Annotated in this window: 1 protein-coding gene; it reads left to right on the plus strand. The window is 63.3% G+C overall.

The window, feature by feature from the left end:
• A partial coding sequence (locus AC1DNW_RS35465; protein ID WP_477855828.1) for a condensation domain-containing protein occupies nucleotides 1–515 on the plus strand: 515 nt, incomplete at both ends.

Below are 515 nucleotides of genomic sequence, written 5' to 3' on the forward strand. Positions count from 1 at the left end.
GGCGGCTACAGGTCGCAGGACTATGTCGCYCCGCGCACGCCGACCGAACAGGCGCTTGCCCGCATCTGGTGCGACGTGCTCGGCCTCGAACAGGTCGGCATCCACGACAACTTCTTCGAACTCGGCGGACACTCGCTCCTGGCAACGCGCGTGATCTCGCTGGCCTCGGTGCAGCTTGGCCGGCAGGTGGCGTTGCGGGTGTTGTTCGAATATCCGCAGCTGGAAGAGCTTGCCCGGCAACTGGGGCATTCGGATGAGTGGTCCGTGCTGGAGCCGGTGGAGAGGGCACCGCGCGACGGTCATCTGCAATTAWCGCATGCGCAGCAGCGTCTCTGGTTTTTGGATCAATACGACCAGGACAGCACAGCCTACAACATRCCGCTGGCGCTGCGTCTGAAGGGCGAGGGGATCAGCGCTGCACGGATAGGGGCGGTTTTTGAGGAGCTGACGCGGCGGCATGAATCGCTTCGCACGGTTTTTGAGCTCGACGATGGCGCGCCAGTACAGGTCATCAG

It is taken from the genome of Rhizobium sp. 05L429 (assembly GCF_056397645.1).